The organism is Actinomycetes bacterium, assembly GCA_035489715.1.
Lineage (GTDB): Bacteria > Actinomycetota > Actinomycetes > JACCUZ01 > JACCUZ01 > DATHAP01.
This window is the reverse complement of record DATHAP010000136.1, coordinates 12,833-28,760: the sequence shown is the minus strand read 5'-3', so window position 1 is coordinate 28,760 and position 15,928 is coordinate 12,833. Positions and strand designations below refer to the sequence as shown.

Annotated in this window: 19 protein-coding genes; 9 read left to right on the top strand and 10 right to left on the bottom strand. The window is 73.9% G+C overall.

Going from position 1 to position 15,928, the window contains the following annotated elements; all coding sequences use genetic code 11:
- The 3 genes from VK640_10925 to VK640_10915 form a co-directional block, all read left to right on the top strand.
- Positions 1–787: FAD-binding oxidoreductase (locus VK640_10925; GenBank protein HTE73697.1), on the top strand; the 787-nt coding region annotated here is incomplete at its 5' end.
- A gap of 50 nt (positions 788–837) precedes the next feature.
- Positions 838–2,268, top strand: coding sequence for a heterodisulfide reductase-related iron-sulfur binding cluster (locus VK640_10920; GenBank protein ID HTE73696.1), 1,431 nt, complete (start codon positions 838–840; stop codon positions 2,266–2,268).
- Between the two features lie 128 nt (positions 2,269–2,396).
- Entirely contained in the window at positions 2,397–2,774 is a 378-nt protein-coding gene (locus VK640_10915; GenBank protein ID HTE73695.1) for an ATP-binding protein, read from the top strand.
- A gap of 6 nt (positions 2,775–2,780) precedes the next feature.
- Here VK640_10915 and VK640_10910 read toward each other — a convergent pair whose 3' ends face one another.
- The 3 genes from VK640_10910 to VK640_10900 form a co-directional block, all read right to left on the bottom strand.
- Positions 2,781–4,604, bottom strand: a complete 1,824-nt coding sequence (locus VK640_10910; GenBank protein ID HTE73694.1) for an MDR family MFS transporter — start codon at positions 4,602–4,604, stop codon at positions 2,781–2,783.
- Positions 4,601–5,137, bottom strand: coding sequence for a MarR family transcriptional regulator (locus VK640_10905; protein HTE73693.1), 537 nt, complete (start codon positions 5,135–5,137; stop codon positions 4,601–4,603). Before VK640_10905 ends, VK640_10910 begins: the two co-directional genes overlap by 4 nt.
- Before the next feature lie 152 nt (positions 5,138–5,289).
- Entirely contained in the window at positions 5,290–6,126 is an 837-nt protein-coding gene (locus VK640_10900) for a DUF72 domain-containing protein (GenBank protein ID HTE73692.1), read from the bottom strand.
- Between the two features lie 22 nt (positions 6,127–6,148).
- On the opposite strand from VK640_10900, the gene VK640_10895 reads away from it, so the two are divergent.
- Together VK640_10895 and merB are read left to right on the top strand one after the other, a co-directional pair.
- Positions 6,149–6,604 carry a pilus assembly protein CpaE gene (locus VK640_10895; GenBank protein HTE73691.1) on the top strand — a complete coding sequence of 152 codons (456 nt, stop codon included), beginning with the start codon at positions 6,149–6,151 and terminating at the stop codon, positions 6,602–6,604.
- Complete coding sequence (gene merB, locus VK640_10890) at positions 6,601–7,269, top strand: organomercurial lyase (GenBank protein HTE73690.1); 669 nt, start codon at positions 6,601–6,603, stop codon at positions 7,267–7,269. The genes VK640_10895 and merB overlap by 4 nt, the downstream gene beginning before the upstream one ends.
- Here merB and VK640_10885 read toward each other — a convergent pair.
- Together VK640_10885 and VK640_10880 are read right to left on the bottom strand one after the other, a co-directional pair.
- Complete coding sequence (locus VK640_10885; protein HTE73689.1) at positions 7,244–7,900, bottom strand: dihydrofolate reductase family protein; 657 nt, start codon at positions 7,898–7,900, stop codon at positions 7,244–7,246. The two genes, merB and VK640_10885, sit on opposite strands and share 26 nt — an antisense overlap.
- Positions 7,901–8,302: 402 nt before the next feature.
- Complete coding sequence (locus VK640_10880; GenBank protein ID HTE73688.1) at positions 8,303–8,878, bottom strand: adenylate kinase; 576 nt, start codon at positions 8,876–8,878, stop codon at positions 8,303–8,305.
- 78 nt (positions 8,879–8,956) lie between these two features.
- On the opposite strand from VK640_10880, the gene VK640_10875 reads away from it, so the two are divergent.
- Together VK640_10875 and VK640_10870 are read left to right on the top strand one after the other, a co-directional pair.
- Positions 8,957–10,141: an allantoate amidohydrolase gene (locus VK640_10875; protein ID HTE73687.1), complete on the top strand. Its 1,185-nt coding sequence runs from the start codon at positions 8,957–8,959 to the stop codon at positions 10,139–10,141.
- A complete protein-coding gene (locus tag VK640_10870; protein ID HTE73686.1) occupies positions 10,138–11,484 on the top strand; it encodes a formimidoylglutamate deiminase in 1,347 nt (448 codons plus the stop codon). The genes VK640_10875 and VK640_10870 overlap by 4 nt, the downstream gene beginning before the upstream one ends.
- 49 nt (positions 11,485–11,533) lie before the next feature.
- Here the strand turns inward: VK640_10870 and VK640_10865 are convergent, their stop codons facing one another.
- On the bottom strand, positions 11,534–11,908 hold the full coding sequence (locus tag VK640_10865) for a hypothetical protein (GenBank protein ID HTE73685.1): 375 nt from the start codon (positions 11,906–11,908) through the stop codon (positions 11,534–11,536).
- Positions 11,909–12,026: 118 nt separating this feature from the next.
- Here VK640_10865 and VK640_10860 point away from each other — a divergent pair, with 118 nt between their 5' ends.
- Positions 12,027–13,013: a DMT family transporter gene (locus tag VK640_10860; protein HTE73684.1), complete on the top strand. Its 987-nt coding sequence runs from the start codon at positions 12,027–12,029 to the stop codon at positions 13,011–13,013.
- 19 nt (positions 13,014–13,032) lie between these two features.
- Entirely contained in the window at positions 13,033–13,464 is a 432-nt protein-coding gene (locus VK640_10855; GenBank protein HTE73683.1) for a hypothetical protein, read from the top strand.
- On the opposite strand, the gene VK640_10850 is transcribed toward VK640_10855, so the two are convergent.
- Genes VK640_10850 through VK640_10835 form a run of 4 tightly spaced genes read right to left on the bottom strand, consistent with a single transcriptional unit; the run spans position 13,461 to position 15,922 of the window.
- On the bottom strand, positions 13,461–14,240 hold the full coding sequence (locus VK640_10850; protein ID HTE73682.1) for a peptide ligase PGM1-related protein: 780 nt from the start codon (positions 14,238–14,240) through the stop codon (positions 13,461–13,463). The two genes, VK640_10855 and VK640_10850, sit on opposite strands and share 4 nt — an antisense overlap.
- A complete protein-coding gene (locus tag VK640_10845; protein ID HTE73681.1) occupies positions 14,237–14,893 on the bottom strand; it encodes a hypothetical protein in 657 nt (218 codons plus the stop codon). Before VK640_10845 ends, VK640_10850 begins: the two co-directional genes overlap by 4 nt.
- 23 nt (positions 14,894–14,916) lie before the next feature.
- Positions 14,917–15,096 carry a DUF5302 family protein gene (locus VK640_10840; GenBank protein ID HTE73680.1) on the bottom strand — a complete coding sequence of 60 codons (180 nt, stop codon included), beginning with the start codon at positions 15,094–15,096 and terminating at the stop codon, positions 14,917–14,919.
- Positions 15,097–15,145: 49 nt separating this feature from the next.
- Positions 15,146–15,922 (bottom strand): N-acetylmuramoyl-L-alanine amidase, encoded by a 777-nt coding sequence (locus tag VK640_10835; protein HTE73679.1) that lies wholly within the window; start codon positions 15,920–15,922, stop codon positions 15,146–15,148.
- Between the last annotated feature and the right edge of the window lie 6 nt (positions 15,923–15,928).

Here is a 15,928-nt window from a genome sequence, read left to right as displayed (position 1 = left end):
CATCACCTTCGTGCGCGCTGACGGGGTCGTCGCGAAGTCCGGCGGCACCGTCGTCAAGAACGTCGCCGGCTACGACTTCGGCAAGCTGCTGCTCGGCACCTACGGCACCCTCGCGCTGGTCACCGAGGTCGTCGTGCGGCTGCACCCGCTGCCCGACTCCCGCCGGGTTGTCGCGGTGCGCACGTCCGACCCGGCCGCGGCCTCCACCGCCGCAGCTGCCGTGACGGGGTCGCAGCTCGTGCCGTCGGCGGTCGAGGTCGACCAGCAGGGCACCAGCCCCGGCACGGTCACCGTGCTGCTCGAGGGGATCGAGGGCGGCGTCGAGCGCCGTGCCCGAGCGGCGGCCGAGCTGCTGACGGCGTACGGCTCCGTGGACACCGAGGTCACCACCGACCTGCCGGACGGCTGGGCCGACCTGCCCTTCGACGCGGGCGGCACCGGCCTCAAGGTGACGTCGTCGTTGACCGGGGTGGCCGACGTGCTGACGACGGCGCGCGCCCTGTCCGGGCGCACGCCGCTGCGGGTCCGCGGCTCGGCGGCGGGCGTCCTGCACGTCGGGGTCCCTGCCGGCACCGAGCCCGCCCACGTCGCCGCCGTCGTGGAGCGGCTGCGCGCGACGGCGGCCGGCTCGGGCGGCAGCGTCACGGTGCTGACGGCACCGCAGTCGGTGCACGACGTCGTGGACGTGTGGGGGCCGGTGCCGGGCCTGCACCTGATGCGTCGGCTCAAGGACGAGATGGACCCCGGCCACCGGCTCTCGCCCGGCCGCTTCGTGGGAGGGATCTGAAGGTGGACGCGACCACGACGGGGACCCTCGGGTCCGACGGGCCGCTGCGGGTGCCCGAGGCGCCGGGCGAGCCGGCGTTCGACGAGCACCGTCCGCCCTCGGCCGCGCTCGCGTCGGACTGCGTGCATTGCGGCTTCTGCCTGCCGACCTGTCCGACCTACGTGCTGTGGGGCGAGGAGATGGACTCGCCCCGCGGCCGGATCTACCTGATGCAGGCCGGGCTCGGCGGCGAGCCGATGACCGACGCGATGGTGCAGCACATCGACGCCTGCCTGGGCTGCATGGCGTGCGTGACCGCGTGCCCCTCCGGGGTCCAGTACGACAGGCTGATCGAGGCGACCCTCGCGCAGGTGGAGCGCCGGCACCGCCGTCCGCTGGCCGACCGGCTGCTCCGCGAAGCGGTGTTCGCGCTGTTCCCGCACCCCAGGCGGCTGCGGATGATGCGCGGCCCGCTGTCGCTCTTCCGCCGCAGCGGCCTGCAGGGCGCGGTCGAGCGCAGCGGGCTGCTCGGGCGCGTGGCGCCGAGCCTGGCGGCGATGGCGTCGCTCGCTCCCCCGGTGCGCCGCGCGCCGCGGGTCCCGGAGCGGGTGGCGGCCCGCGGCGAGCGACGGGCCGTCGTGGGCATGCTCACCGGCTGCGTGCAGGGCGAGTTCTTCCCGCGGGTCAACGCCGCCACCGCCCGGGTGCTGGCGATGGAGGGCTGCGACGTGGTCGTGCCCCGAGGGCAAGGCTGCTGCGGCGCGCTGTCGGTGCACAACGGCCGCGAGGTCGAGGCGATGGCCTTCGCCCGCCGCACGATCGACACCTTCGAGGCTGCCGGAGTCGAGCGGGTGGTGGTCAACGCGGCCGGCTGCGGCTCGTCGATGAAGGAGTACGCCGAGCTGCTGGCCGACGACCCGGCGTACGCCGCGCGGGCGCAGCGGTTCGCGGCCGATGTGCGCGACGTCAGCGAGCTGCTCGCCGACCTCGGGCCGGTGGCCGGCCGGCACCCGCTGCCGGTCACCGTCGCCTACCACGACGCCTGCCACCTCGGGCACGCCCAGGGCGTGCGTTCCCAGCCGCGCGAGCTGCTGCGCGGCATACCGGGGCTCGAGCTTCGCGAGATCGCGGACCCGGAGGTCTGCTGCGGCTCGGCGGGCATCTACAACGTGGTCCACCCCGAGCCGGCCCGCGAGCTCGGTGACCGCAAGGCGCAGGCGGTGCTCGACACCGGCGCCGACCTGCTGGTCACCGCCAACCCCGGCTGCCTGATGCAGGTCGCCGTCTCGCTCAACCGCATGGCGGACGCCGGCCACCCCGGCGCCCGGCCGGTCCACCTCGCCCACACGGTCGAGGTCCTCGACGCGTCACTGCGCGGCCACTCCGTGGCCGCGATGCGCAGGTCACTGTCCCTGCCCGCCACGACTGACGGTCCGACTCCCGAACACGGATCGCAGAGCTACGGATCGCAGAGATCCGGCCGATCGAGGTTCGCCCAGTGAGCCGCCGGGCACAGGCAGGTCGCCGCGCGACGCCGGGAGGTGCCGTGGCGCCGAGTGAGCCGGTCCGTCGGGCCGGTGCGTGCGCCCCACTGACCGCCGCCCGACCGCCGACCCGACCGGAGACCGCCATGTGCCCGGAGACGCCGCGCGCCCAACGCCGCCTGGCGCCCGGCGACGAGGCGCCCACGCAGGCGCGCCAGTTCCTGCCAGCCGCCGGCTGCGTCACCCACCACGCCGAGATCGTCGAGGACGCCGTGCTCCTGGTGAGCGAGCTGGTGAGCAACTCGGTGCTTCACGGCGGGCCTCCGGTGGTCGTCGCGATCGAGTGCGACGGCGACGCCCTGCAGGTGCGGGTCCGCGACGGCTCGTCGGTGATGCCGGCCCGCCGGACCGCCGGCCACGGCGACGAGAGTGGCCGCGGCCTGGCGCTCGTGGACACGCTGTCGTCGGACTGGGGGGTCGACCCCAAGCCCGACGGCAAGCACGTGTGGTTCGTCCTCCGCTAGCTCCAGCTAGCGCGCGGGCATCCCCTCGACCGGGTCCTCCAGCACCTCGCCGTCGACCATCTGGCTCGAGGGCGCCGACACCTGGCTGGCCGCAGCCGCGGTGGCACCGGGCTCGCCGCCCTGGTCCGCCGACCGCCCGGCGGCCAGCTCGGCCGCCGCGGCCTCGTCGGCCCGTTGCTGCTGCTGGGCCTGGATGCCGGACAGGCTGCGCAGCTTCTCCTCGGGGAGGAAGAGCACGACGACGAAGGCCAGCACCAGCACCATGGCGGCGAACCGGAAGACCAGGTCCATCGAGTCGGAGAAGCCGACCAGGAACGGCCGGGCCAGCCGGTCGTCGAGGTCGGCGAGGAACGACGTGTCGTCCAGCGTGCCGGCCGGCAGGGTCGGCGTCGTGCCGCCGCCCGACTGCAGCGCCTCGAGGATCTTGGCGTTGGCCGGGTCACCGGTCACCGCCGGGTCCTGCAGCGCCGACCGGAAGGCCGGGGTCTGCGCCGCGTCCTGGAAGGCACGGACGATGTTGTCCGTCACGGTCGAGAACAGGATCGACAGGAAGACCGCGGTGCCCAGCGTGCCGCCCATCTGGCGGAAGAACGTCGCCGACGAGGTGGCCACGCCCATGTCCTGCGGCGGCACCGCGTTCTGCACCGCGAGGACGAGCGGCTGCATGTTGAAGCCGAGCCCCAGGCCGAACAGCGCGGCGTAGCCCATCGTGTAGCCCAGCGGGGTGTCGACGCCGATCGTCGACAGCATGGCCAGGGCCACGACCAGCAGCCCGGCCCCGATGACGGGGAACTTCTTGTAGCGACCGGTGCGGCTGATCATCTGGCCCGCGAAGATCGAGCCGGACATGATGCCGGCGGTCAGCGGGAGAAGCAGCAGACCGGCCTCGGTGGGCGAGGCGCCCTTGACGATCTGCAGGTAGAGCGGCAGGGCGGCCAGCCCGCCGAACATCCCCATGCCGAGGATGAAGTTGAGCAGCGAGCCGATGCCGAACGTGCGGCCCCGGAAGAGCCGCAGAGGAAGCAGCGCGTCGTCGCCGTAGTGCCGCTCGGCCAGCAGGAACGCGATGATGCCCAGCACACCGATGACCATCAGCGAGACCGACAGCGGCGAGCTCCATCCCCATTCCCTGCCCTGCTCGGCGAGCAGGAGCAGCGGCACCAGCCCGGCGACCAGCGCGAGCGCGCCGGGCCAGTCGATCTGGTGCTCGCGGCGGGTGTGCGGGAGATGCAGGCTGCGCATGACGAGCACGAGCGCGACGGCGCCGACCGGGACGTTGATGAGGAAGACCCAGCGCCAGCCGGTGATGCCGAGCACCGTCTCCTGGCCGGCCAGGAAGCCACCGACGACGGGGCCCAGGACGCTCGAGGTTCCGAAGACGGCAAGGAAGTAGCCCTGGTACTTGGCGCGCTCTCGGGGCGGCACGATGTCGCCGATGATCGTCAGCGCCAGCGAGAAGAGGCCGCCGGCGCCGAGGCCCTGCACCGCGCGGAACGCGGCGAGCTGCCACATCTCCTGCGAGAACCCGCACAGCAGCGAGCCGACGACGAAGATCGAGATCGCCGCGATGAAGAACGGCCGGCGGCCGTAGAGGTCGGACAGCTTGCCGTAGAGCGGCGTGCTGATGGTGGCGGTGATCAGGTACGCCGTGGTCGCCCACGCCTGCACCGACAGGCCGTTCAGGTCGTCGGCGATGGTGCGGATCGAGGTCGCGACGATGGTCTGGTCCAGCGCCGCGAGGAACATGCCGGCCATCAGCCCGGTCAGGATCGAGAGGATCTGCCGGTGGGTCAGCGGCTGCGAGTGGTCGGGGACGGTGGTCGAGCTCATGAGGCGGAGTGCTCCAGGGTCTGGGTCTGCGGGTCGGCTGCGGCCGGAGCCATCTCGTCCAGCAGGGTGGGGCGGGCAGCCAGGAGGTCGTCGTTGAAGCGGTCGAGCAGGGCGGTGAGCGCGGACAGGTCGTCGACCGACCAGTCGGACAGCACCCGGTCGAACATCCGGTGCCGCCGGGCGACGCGAACGGCGTGCTGCTCGCGACCACGCTCGGTGGCGACCAGCAGGCTGGCCCGGCCGTCGTCCGGGTCGGGGACACGCTCGACCAGCCCGGCCTTGACCAGCTCGGCGACCTGCCGGCTGACCGTGGAAGGGTCGACGCAGGCGGTCTCGGCGAGGGCGGAGGCCCGGCGCGGGCCTTCCTTGACCAGGTGGAAGAGCAGCGCGTACGCCGCCAGCTCGATGCCGGGGCTGTCCCCGGCGGCGTGCCGGGCAGCGACCTGCGCCTTGAGGACCGCATTGGCCTTGTTCAGCCGGATGACCTGCTCGCCCAGGGCCTCGACGGCTGCCTTTCGGGTCGGCTCGCCCATCGGTCTCTCCCGCCATCTAGGTGCTTGCACCAACTAACTAGATGGAGGCTACAACCATTTCCGTGCGGATGCCAACTATCCACGTCGCCCGAGTGGTGGAGGTTGGGCATGGCGCACGCGTTTCTGCCCCCATCTCCACCACTCGCCGGCGGTCAGGCGCCCAGGGGCCGCAGCCCGAGGCGCGCCATCAGCGCTATCGCGTCGACCGGCGCCCGGACCTTCGCGTCGTTGTCGAAGTAGACGACGACGTCGTGACCGGCCTCGGCCCAGCCGCTCACCCGGGCGGCCCAGAGGTCCAGCGCCTCGTCGTCGTACCCGCTGACGTAGAGCTCCTCGTCGCCGTGCAGCCGGACGTACGCCAGCGACGACGTCGGCTCGAGGAACACCGGCCACTTCCCCGCCGTGTCGGCCGTCACGACGGCGACGTCGCGCGACCGCAGCAGGTCGAGGAAGGCCTCGGTCTCGAACGTGTGGTGCCGCACCTCCATCGCGTGCCGCAGCGGGCGGTCGGCGTCGGTGGTCACCAACGCCCGGCCCGCCATCCGCTCGTCGTGGCCGGCGGCCGTCGCGGCCGCCGCAGCTGTCGTCCTCGGCAGCAGGTCGAGGAAGTCGCCGATCCGGCCCGCGTCGAAGCCGAGGTTGGGCGGCAGCTGCCACAGCATCGGGCCAAGCTTGTCGCCCAGGGCGAGCATCCCGGACGCGAAGAAGTTGGCCAGCGGCACGGCGACGTCGTTGAGCTTCTTCATGTGGGTGATGAACCGGCCGCCCTTGACCGAGAACAGGAAGCCGTCCGGGGTCTCGGCCCGCCAGGTCTGCCACGACTCCGGCTTCTGCAGCGCGTAGAACGACCCGTTGACCTCGATCGAGGTGAGTCGTTGCGCGGCGTACTCCAGCTCGCGGCGCTGCGGCAGCCCCTTCGGGTAGAAGACGCCGCGCCACGGCGGGTAGGTCCATCCGGAGATGCCCACTCGCACGCTGCCGCCCGGCACGCGTGGAGTCTACGGTCGGGGGATGGTGCAGCCCCTGCAGCCGCGTGCCTCGATCGACGTCGCCCGTGAGCTGCGCGCAGCCGGACTGTCATGGGTGCCGGCGCGGGGAGACCACTTCGTCGTGCCCGACCGCAACATGGACGACGACGTCTTCGTGCTCAGCGACATGACGATCGAGGTGCACGACTTCGCCAGCGGGCCGGTCATCGGCTTCAACGGCACCACCGAGTGGGCGCTGGACAGCCTCGACCAGCACGCCGCGCTGTGGCTGCCGACCGAGGGGCAGCTGCGCATCCTGCTCGGTGCCACCCTGCGGCGACTGGAGCGCACCGAGGCGGCGTACGTCGTCACGGTGGTCGTGGACGCTGCGGACAGCGAGGGCACGGCCGAGGCACCGACGGCACCGGACGCGTACGCCCGCGCGCTGCTCGACCTGGTGCCCGAGCGCCTCCTGCTCGCCGCCGACGGCGCGCGGTGAGCGACGCCGCCGACGAGGACCTGCGGCTCGAGGTGTACGGCGCACTCGCTGCCACGGGGACGGTGCCCAGCGACGAGGAGCTCGCCCTGCGCGTCGGCACCGACACGACCGGGGTGCGCGAGGGGCTGCGGCGGCTGGCGAGGCAGCGCCACGTCGTCATCGGCACCGACGACCGCCTGGTGCTGGCGCACCCGTTCGCGACCGAGTCCTTCGGCTTCTCGGTGATGGGCGAGCACACCCTGTGGTGGGGCGGCTGCGCGTGGGACTCGTTCGCGATCCCGCACCTGGTCGACGCCGAGCCGTCGGTGCTCGTCGCCACCCGCTGCCCAGCCTGCGACGCCCCGCTGTCCTGGGTCGTCGACCGGGTCGGGCCGCCGGCCGGCAAGGAGGTCGCCCACTTCCTCGTCCCGATGGCGCAGGTGTGGGACGACGTCGTGCGCGCGTGCGGCAACCAGAGGCTGTTCTGCTCAGCGGACTGCGTCGACCGCTGGCTCGCGAGCATCGGGCAGGACCGCGGCCACGTCATGGACCTCACGACGCTGTGGCGGCTCGCGCGGGGCTGGTACGCCGGGCGGCTGGACCGCGGCTACGCCCGTCGCGAGCCGGTCGAGGCGGCGGAGTACTTCCGATCGGTCGGCCTCAGCGGCCCGTTCTGGGGCGGCTGACCCGGTACGTGAGGTGGGTGACCCCGGGCGCCTCGACCGCGCGGACCTGCTCCAGCCGCACGCCCGGGCCGACTCCCTCGAAGAGCCGGGAGCCCCCGCCGAGCAGGATCGGGACGACGTGGAGCTCGAGCTCGTCGACCAGCCCCGCGGCCAGGTACTGGTTGATCACGTCGGCGCCGCCGCTGAGGAGCACGTCCTTGCCGTCGGCCGCCTCCCGCGCCTGGTCCAGCGCGGACTGGATGCCGTCGGTCACGAAGGTGTACGTGGTGTCCGACAGCGTCAGCGGCGCACGATCGTGGTGGGTGACGACGAACACCGGGTGGTGGAACGGCGGGTCCTCACCCCACCAGCCGGGCCACGGGTCGTCACCCCACGGCCCACCACCGGCCGGGCCGAACATGCCGCGGCCCATGATCTCGGCACCGAGGCCGGCCATCTTCTCCTGCATGACCGGCGTGCTGGCGTTGACCTCGCCGCCGTCCTCGCCGTGGCCCTGGCGCCAGGCCTCGAGGGCGACGACCCAGTCGTGCAGGCTCTCACCTCCGACGCCGAGCGGCTCCTGCTCGCTCTGGCCGGGCCCGGCGACGAAGCCGTCGAGCGAGGTGGAGATGTGGACTCTGAGCTTGGTCATGGCAGCAAAGACCTCACATCTGCGGTCGACTCATCGGTCTCAGCACGGTGTGCAGCCCCTCGTGACCGTGAGGCGGAGCAGCCCTCCGGAGGCCGCATCCTCCTCACGATCATGACAGTGTCCAGACGGGTCGGCAGCCGCCGATCCGATGCGAGCAGCGGCACCTGAGCGGGGCCGTGCTGGTGGTGCGCCAGCACTCCAACCGAGATCGTCCCCTGACACCACAATGCGAGGGCGGCTCGGCACCCTGGCCTGCACGCCGCGCTCGAATACTTCTGGTACGCGTGCCGTTGACAGGGACACTGTGGGGCGGGAGAACGACCTTCGAGCGAGCGACGACCAGGACATGAGCCGCTCCGGAAAGCCGGCCACGGCGTGGCATCCGGGCACTGGAGACGCAGGTCAGTCGGTGAGATGCGACTCGTGCTGGTCGAGGCCGGCCAGCGCGGCGGCGGTCACGTCGTCCATCGGCTGCGACCCGTCGACCGTGATCAGCAGCTCCCGGTCGGCGTAGTAGGCGATCATCGGCTCGGTCTTGGCGTGGTAGACCTCGAGCCGGTGCTCGATGACCGCCTGGGTGTCGTCCGACCCCCGGCCGCGGGACAGCAGCCGCTGCACCAGGTCGTCCATGGGCACGGCGAGGTGGATGGCCACCTGCACGGCGACGCCCAGCTCGCGCGCGGTGTCGTACGCGATCTTCGCCTGGTCGACGGTGCGCGGGAACCCGTCGAGCACGTAACCCCCGGCCTCGCTCGCCGCGAGGATCGGCTTGCGCAGCATGTCGAGCACGATCTGGTCCGGCACCAGGTCGCCTTGCGAGACGTACTCCTGGACCTGCCGGCCGATCGCGGTGCCGTCCTTGACGTGCTGGCGCAGCAGGTCGCCGCTGGAGATGTGCGTGATCCCCAGCCGCTCGGCGATGCGGACCGCCTGGGTCCCCTTGCCGGAGCCAGGGGCACCGATGAGCAGGAGTCGCATGGCGGGCATCCTGCCCTGTCCGGCGTTCAGGCCGCACACGAGTCCACCCCTAGGGTGGGCGGTGTGAGCCTCGCCCGGATGTGGGACGACCTGCGTCCGGTGGGCCGGCACGACGCCACCGGTGGCTACCGCCGGTTCGCCTGGTCCAGCGTCGACCACACCCTGCGGGAATGGTTCGCCGGAGAGGCCGCCGCCCGGGGGTTGGACCTCACCGTCGACCGCAACGGCAACCAGTGGGCCTGGTGGGGCGACCCCGACCGGCCTCACGGTGGCGGCCGCGCGGTCGTGACCGGCAGCCACCTGGACTCGGTGCCCGACGGCGGCGCGTTCGACGGGCCGCTGGGCGTGGTCAGCGCCTTCGCCGCCGTCGACCGGCTGCGCGCCGACGGCCACGAGCCGGCCCGCCCGCTCGCGGTCGTGGGCTTCACCGACGAGGAGGGTGCCCGCTTCGGCGTCCCGTGCGTCGGCTCCCGCCTGCTGACCGGCGTCCTCGACCCGGACCGGGCGCGGGACCTGCGCGACGCCGACGCCACGACGCTGGCGGACGCGATGCGGTCGGCCGGCCACGACCCGGCGCACCTCGGCCGCGACGACGACACGCTGGCGCGGATCGGCAGCTACGTGGAGCTGCACGTCGAGCAGGGCCGCGCCCTGGTCGACGTGCCGGCCCCCTTAGGTGTCGGGCACGGCATCTGGCCGCACGGGCGGTGGCGCCTGGACCTGGCCGGCGAGGCCAACCACGCGGGCACCACCCGGCTGGCCGACCGCGACGACCCGACTCTGCGCCTCGCGTCGGCGGTGCTCGCCGCCCGTGCCGTCGCCGAGCAGCACGGCGCGGTCGCCACGATCGGCAAGGTCGAGGTGACCCCCAACGGCACCAACGCCGTGCCGTCGCAGGTGCGGGCCTGGCTGGACGCGCGCGCCGTCGACGAGGCGTCCGTACGTGCCGTGGTCGCTGCGGTCGGTACTGCCGCGGCGGCCGACCCGGCCGAGGAGTCCTGGTCGCCCGAGGTCGTCTTCGACGAGCCGCTGCGCGACCAGGTGGCCGCACTGCTCGGCGGCGCCCCGGTGCTGCCGACCGCGGCCGGCCACGACGCCGGCGTCCTCGCGGCGGCCGGCGTGCCGACGGTGATGCTCTTCGTCCGCAACCCCACCGGGGTCAGCCACTCCCCCGCCGAGCACGCCGAGCGCGACGACTGCCTGGCCGGCGTCGACGCGCTGGCCACCGTGCTCGCCGAGCTCACCGGTGACAAGCAGCGGTGACCACCTGGTCCTGCGAGCTCGCGCTCCTGCCGGACGGCCGGGTCGCACGGGACGTCCGGGTCGAGGAGTCCGGCGGGCGCATCACCGCCGTCGCCGAGGACACCGGCCCCCCGGACGCCGAGCGGCTGCGCGGCCTGATCGTGCCGGGGCTGGCGAACTCGCACTCGCACGCGTTCCACCGCGCCCTGCGCGGTCGCACCCAGCGGGCCGACGGTCCGGGTCGACCAGGGTCGTTCTGGACCTGGCGCGAGCAGATGTACGCCGTCGCCGGCCGGCTGGACCCGGACTCCTACCGCCGGCTGGCCACCGCGGTGTTCGCCGAGATGGCCCTGGCAGGGGTGACCTGCGTGGGCGAGTTCCACTACCTGCACCACGGGCCGGACGGCCGCCCCTACGCCGAGCCCAACGCGACCGGCCTGGCGCTGGTCGCGGCGGCCCGCGCGGCCGGGCTGCGGATCGCGCTGCTCGACACCCTCTACCTGACCGGCGGGGTCGGCCGGCCGCTCGAGGGCGTGCAGCGGCGGTTCGGCGACGGCGATGCGGACCGCTGGGCGCAGCGGGTCGAGCAGCTGCGCGGCACGGTCGGTCCCGCCTCCGACGTCGTGGTCGGTGTCGCCGCGCACTCCGTGCGCGGCGTGCCGGCCGACCAGCTGCCCGCGGTCACCGCAGCCGCACGGGGAGGGCCGCTGCACGTGCACGTGTCCGAGCAGCCGGCGGAGAACGAGCAGTGCCTGGCGACGTACGGCGTCACGCCGACCCGGCTGCTGCACGACGCCGGGCTGCTCGGCCCCGGGACGACCGCCGTGCACGCCACCCACCTGACCGACGACGACGTCCGGCTCCTCGGGTCGTCGAGGACGTACGCCTGCTTCTGCCCCACCACCGAGCGGGACCTCGCCGACGGCATCGGCCCGGCCGGCGCACTGCGCGACGCCGGCAGCCCGCTCACGCTCGGGTCGGACAGCCACGCGGTCGTCGACCTGCTCGAGGAGGCCCGCGCCGTCGAGATGCACCAGCGGCTGTCGAGCGGAGTCCGCGGCAGCTGGTCGGCAGCCGACCTCCTCGCCGCGGCCACCGCCGCCGGCCACGCGTCGCTCGGCTTCCCGGACGCCGGCCGGATCGAGGTGGGCGCACGGGCCGACCTGGTCGCCGTGCGGCTGGACTCGGTGCGTACCGCGGGCGGGACGGCGGCGGCCGCGCTGGAGCGCGTGGTGTTCGCGGGAACCGCGTCCGACGTGACCGACGTGGTCGGGTCGGGGCAGCGGGTCGTCCAAGAAGGGCGGCACGTGCTCGGTGACGTCGGCCGTCTGCTCGCCGACGCGGTCGACGCGGTGCTCGACTGACCGGTGCACGGCTGACCGGTGATCGCCTGACTGGTGCTCGACTGAGTGCTCAGTGGTGGCGGAAGCCGCCCAGGAAGCGGCGGAAGAGGCCGCCCTCGGGCGGCAGCGGCTCCGCCGGCGGCGGTGGCTCGGCGCGACGGCGGGCGACCGGCTGCTCGTAGTCGGTGTGCACGATCGCTTCGACGACCTGCGACTCGTCGAAGTGCTCGGAGCCCTCGATCACCGGGACGAAGCCCACCAGCATGCCGTCGCGCATGACCTGGGCCTCGAGGCCGGCAGTGCCGTCGCTGTCCCAGACCGCGTTGCGCCCGCCGTCGAGGCGGACCCGGACGCCGAACTGGTAGACGCCGGCCTTCTCGAGATGGGCGTCGACCCCGCTCTCGCGCAGCCGGTCGACGACGCGGCGCGCCCTGTTCTCCTCCATCGGGCCAACCGTAGTGGCGGGACGCGCGCCACGACGGCCTGTCAGTGCCATGGGGCAGAATCGCTGCTGTCGGCGGGGCACCGCTCGACACGGCGGGTCGATGCGGCAGGAGGTCGGGATGAGCCGGCGCGGCTGGGTGCTCTTCGTGGCGATGGGCGTCATCTGGGGCGTTCCGTACCTCCTCATCAAGGTCGCGGTCGACGAGATCTCCCCGTCGCTCCTGGTGCTCGGCCGGACCGCGCTGGCCGCCGCGCTGCTGCTGCCGATCGCGGCGGCGCGCGGCCACCTGCGCGGTCTCTGGCCGGCGTGGCTGCCGCTGCTGGCCTTCGCCCTGATCGAGATCGCCGGCCCGTGGCTGCTGCTCGGGGTCGCCGAGCAGCAGCTGTCCAGCTCGCTCACCGGGCTGCTGCTCGCCGCCGTGCCCCTCGTCGCGGCCGTGCTGGCCTGGTCTGGGGCCGTCCCCAACCGATCGGACGAGAAGCCTGACCTGCGGCGCGTCATCGGCCTGCTGGTCGGGCTTGCCGGGGTGGCCGCGCTGGTCGGCTTCGAGGTCGGGTCGGGCGACCTGGGAGCGGTCGTCGCGGTCGGCGGCGTCGCGGCCTGCTACGCGGTCGGCCCGGTGATCCTCGCCCGCTGGCTCTCGCACCTGCCCGGCCTCGGCGTCATCAGCGTCTCGCTGCTCGTCACCGCGCTGATCTACCTGCCGCTCGGCGTCGCCACGGCGCCCTCCAGATGGCCGTCCGCCAAGGTGGTCTGGTCGGTCGTCGCGCTCGCGGTGGTCTGCACCGCGGTCGCGTTCGTGGTCTTCTTCGAGCTGATCGCCGAGGTGGGTCCGAGCCGGGCCACCGTCATCACCTACCTCAACCCCGCGGTCGCGCTGGTCCTGGGCGTGCTGGTCCTGGACGAGGCGTTCACGGTCGCCACGGCGGTCGGCTTCGCCCTCATCCTCCTCGGGTCGGTCCTTGCCACCCAGCGCTCGACAGCGCCGGTCGAGCCGGCTGCGGAGGGGGACCAGGTGGCGGGCGGCGAGCGGGTCCCGGCCGCGCGCTGGTCGGCCGTCGACAGCGAGTGCGAGCAGGTGGCCTCGCCGGTCGCCGAGCCGTGACCCCCGTGCCGCCGCCGTGATGTCGGCCGGACCGGTCCTGCCGTACGTCGACGAGCACGCGGTGGAGGTCCGCGCGACGCGGGACCGGGTGTGGCGTGCGCTCGACGACTACGTGCACACCTCGGTCGGCCTGTCCGACCGCCATCCCCTGGGCCTGGTGCTCGGCACCCGGCCGCGATCCGGCTTCGCCGTCGCTGCGACCGAGCGGGGCGAGCAGGTCGTGCTGGAGGGCCGGCACCGGTTCTCGGTCTACCGGCTGGTCATCGACGTGGCCGACGGCTCGCGGCCGGGCACGACGATGCTGCGGGGCACCACCCTCGCGGCCTTCCCCGGCCCGCACGGCCGGATCTACCGGCTGCTCGTCATCAGCTCCGGCGTCCACATCGTCGCGACAACCCGGATGCTGCGGGCGATCGGGCGCCGGGCGGAGGCGGCCGGCCGGAACGGCTAGAGGACCGCCTCGACCGCGGCCCGGGCGCCGGCGAACAGCTCGGCGGCGTGGTCGGCGTCGCGGCCGACCGCGGTGAGGCCGAAGCGGCCGTCCACGGCCAGGCAGGAGAGCATGTGCAGCACCACGCCGGTGCCGGTCTCGTGGTCGAGGTGCAGGCCACGGTCGCCCACCGCCCGCAGGACGGTGGCGGGTGGCAGGCCCAGCCAGCCCGGGTTCACCAGGTTGTCGGTGCCCCGGTAGGCGCGGGCCGACCCGTCCGCGGCCGCGACCCATCGTCCGGCCTCGACGTCGTACCGCCCGGGGACGTGGCTGCGCAGCACCGTGAACGGGTGCGTGGTGCCGCCCTTGCGCAGGTTGACCACAGGCGCGCGCAGGGCGTGGCGCCCGTCCGCGTCTCGCGCCACCGCGAAGTCGACGCCCATCCGGCCGACGGCGCCGCGGCGGGCCAGCGCGGCGCCGACGGCTGCGGCGTGCCGGCCGAGCTCGGCCGCATAGGCCGGCTCCGCGGGGAAGCGGCAGCCCATGTAGACCTGGTTGCCGGCGCCGCCGAGCTCCTGCTCGTGGGTGGCCAGCACCACGACCCGACCGTCCGGGAGCACGTCGACCTGCGCGCTCGGGCTGGAGAACGCGACCCCCTCGACCCGCTCCTCGACCACGCCGCCGGCGCGCAGGTCGCGCAGGTACCACGCCGGCAGCGACTCGACGTCGCCTCGGACGTCGCCCCGCAGGTCGATGACTGCGTTGCCGTCGCCGGCCCCGCTGTCGTCGTGCTTCACGACCACCGCGGTGGCCGACGGCCGGCGCCGGTGGACGTCGTGGGCGGCCGGACCACGTCGTCGACGGTGCGCACGTCCTCGTGGCCGTAGGGCAGCGGCACCCCGGCCTCGCGGAAGACCCGGCGGCCGCTGCTCTTGTGCGCGACCGGCAGCACGTCGGGATGTGCGCCGTTGACCGGTGCCTGCAGCGCGACCGCAACGGCGACCTCGTGGTCGGTCACGTTCCACGGCTCGATGTAGCGGGGCCGGTCGCCGATCAGCCGCCGCACCTGCTCGAGCTCCGTCGGGTGGTCCAGCAGCTTGTCGGCCACCGACCGGGGCGAGTCGTCCGGCACCGTGACCAGGTGGAAGCGGCGCCGGGCGCTCTCGCGCCGATGCGGCGGCAGCAGCGAGAAGTAGTAGTCCAGGACCTCGGCACCCGGCTCCTGCGACCCGACGAAGACCATGTCGCAGGACTCGACCCGCCCGAGGACGCCGATGGCCACCAGGTAGCGGTGCTCCAGGGCGGGGATCCGGTCCCCGTAGTGCGCGAGCAGTGACTCGCCGAAGCTGAACGACGGGAGCACGACCAGCACGTGCTCGGTGGTCGCCCCCGGGGTGTTCAGGGGCAGCGTGGCGCCCAGCCCCGCCTGCAGCTCGTCGAAGGTGCGCACGCGGCTCCGGGGTCGTCCCCCCGTCAGCCGGACTTGCGGCGGAACTGGCGCTGCGTCTTGTCGTTGTGCGCCGGCCCCACGCCGTGCCCGCCCTTGTGGTCCTCGCCGTGCCCCGACTTCGACCGCGCCTGCTTGGCCTCGAGGGCCTCGCGCATCTTCTTCTGCACGTCGCTCTCGCCCTTGGGCGCCTTGCCGCCGCTCATGGCCGCACCACCTTCCGTCCGTCCCGGCCATCCTTGCGCACGGCGACGGTCACCGGGCCAGGTACCTGGTGATCCCGGCGGCCAGGCCGCGGGCGTAGCGGTCTCGGCAGCCCGCCGACGTCATGCACCGGGCGTCGCCGGCGTTGCGCATGTTGCCCAGCTCGACCATGACGGTCGGGACGTCGGCCATGTTCAACGTCCCCAGGTCGCGCCGCACGTCGAGACCGTCGCCGCCGTACGCCGTCGAGGAGCCGAAGCCGGCGCCGGTGAGCCCGCCCCGGACGGCCAGGGCCAGCCGACGCGACGGGGCCGCGATGTCGTCGGTGTAGCCGTCGCGGACACCCGGGCGGATGACGAAGAACCCGTGCGTCCCCGCGGCCGCCCCGTCACCGTGCACCGACACCTCGACGTCGGCCGCGACCCGGGCGCCGAACCGGCCGCGGGCGCCTACGCACGGCCCCCAGTCGTCGTAGCTGTTCGTCGTCCGGGTCAGCCGGACCGTCGCGCCGAGCGCCTCGAGCCGCGCCTGCAGCCGCCGGGTCACCCGCCAGGCGAAGGTCGCCTCGGGGTAGCCGCCGTCGGTCGCGGTCCCGGTGGTGTTGCACGGCTTCCAGAGCCCCACCCACACCAGGCGGCCGGTCTGCGCCGGGTGCCGGCCGTTGCCCAGCTGGTGGCCCGGGTCGAGCGCGACCACCCGGCCGGCCAGCGGCAGGTCCGTGACCGGAGCGGCAGCCGCCGGCGGCCCGACCGCGACCAGCGCGACCAGCGGGACGAGTAGGACGGGCAGGACGGGCAGGACCGGCAGGACGGGCAGGAGGCGGCGCACCTGACC